The 1736-nt window shown below is 59.4% G+C and carries 1 protein-coding gene; it reads left to right on the top strand.

Going from position 1 to position 1736, the window contains the following annotated elements; all coding sequences use genetic code 11:
* Positions 1–1736, top strand: a 1736-nt coding sequence (locus ACO0LO_RS28945; protein ID WP_422970003.1) for a putative bifunctional diguanylate cyclase/phosphodiesterase, incomplete at both ends; no start/stop codon positions are given.

Below are 1736 nucleotides of genomic sequence, written 5' to 3'. Positions count from 1 at the left end.
TATGAGCAGATCTGCGCCATCTCGGCCAGCCGCCGCGGCCTGGAACTGATCATCAATGCCAGCACCGAGCTGATGGCGCTGCAGGGCCTGCAGAACTTTGCGTCCGGCGTGCTGGTGCAGATTTCGGGTTTGTTGGGCCTGGATGCGGAGGGGCTGGTCTGTGCCCGGCCGGGCAGCCTGGAGCAAGGCGCCGGCACCGACCTGCAGGATTTGCGCATCATCGCCACGACACCGGCCTTTGCGCCGCTGCTGGACCAGGGCTTGCAGCAGTTGCCGCAGCCGGCCATGGCAGAGCGGGTGCTGCGTTCGCTCAGGGAGAGGCGCAACCTGTATGACGCGGAGGCGACAACACTGTATTTCAGCAATGTGGCGCAGCGCGACTTTACCGTGTACCTGGATACCGGCCTGCATCTGAATGACATGGACAAGCGCTTGCTGGAGGTGTTTTGCAGCAATATCTCGGTGGGCCTGGATAATGTGATGCTGGCCTCCCGGCTGCATAACTATGCGTTCTATGATCCGCTGACGGGTTTGTCGAACCGGCTGAAGCTGTTGCAGACCTTGAATGAGACCTTGCTGTCGCCGCTGAAGGACCAGAGTACGCTGTCCTTGATCGATATCGACCATTTTGCGGAAACCAATGATGCATTGGGGCATCAGTTCGGCGATATGCTGCTGTGTTCGGTGGCGAACCGGCTGGTGGCGTATTTCGGCGCGGATTGCCAGCTGGCGCGTGTGGGGGGCGATACCTTTGCCTTGCTGGGCGATGAGGAGATGGTGTGCCCGGAGGCAATCCTGGGGCTGTTTAACCGTCCTTTCGAGGTGGACCGGCAGGAGGTGCAGTTGTCGGCCACGATCGGCCTGGTGAAACTGGCGGAATACGATGGCCAGGGCTCGGAGGCCTTGAAGGATACGAATATTGCGTTGAAGCGGGCCAAGACGCACCAGCGTGCGGGCCATGTGTATTTTACGCGGGACATGGGGGTGGAGATCCGTGAGCGGGTGCGGCTGATGCATGCGCTGCGGGGAGCGTTTGAGAACCAGAAGCTGTTTCTGGTGTTCCAGCCGCAGATCGATATGGCCAGCGGCCGTCCGGTAGGCGCGGAGGCCTTGTTGCGCTGGCGTACCGAGGATGGCAAGTTCGTGCCGCCGGACCAGTTTATTCCGATTGCGGAGTATTCGGGGCTGATCGTGGATATCGGGGAGTGGGTGTTGCGCACGGCGTGTTATGAGCTGGTGCATCTGCGCAGCCTGGGCTATACGGATTTCCAGATGGCGATCAATGTGTCCCAGGCGCAATTCTCGCATCCTTTGTTCATGCAGTCCTTGCACCGGGCTTTGCTGGATACGCAGGTGCCGCCGGAGTGTATCGAGCTGGAGATCACGGAGTCGATGGCGATGAAGGATCCGGACTTGCTGATCAAGACGTTGTACCAGATCAAGCAGCTGGGCATCAGTATTTCGATCGATGACTTCGGCACGGGTTTCTCGTCGCTGAGCTATCTGCAGAAGCTGGATGTGGACCGGTTGAAGATCGACCGGGCGTTTGTCAATGAGATCAAGGATGCGTCCAGTGATGCGAGCATTGCGAAGATGGTGATCCAGCTGGGCCAGAACCTGGGCTTGTCGGTGATTGCGGAGGGGGTGGAGAGTGAAATGCAGGCGCAGACCTTGCGCTCTTTCGGTTGCCATCTCGCTCAGGGTTATCTGTTTGCCAAACCCATGACCAGGGAAGA

The organism is Undibacterium sp. TJN25 (assembly GCF_049339885.1).
Classification (GTDB): domain Bacteria; phylum Pseudomonadota; class Gammaproteobacteria; order Burkholderiales; family Burkholderiaceae_D; genus Undibacterium.
The sequence above is the reverse complement of the archived record's forward strand: the minus strand, read 5'-3'. Positions and strand labels throughout refer to the sequence as shown.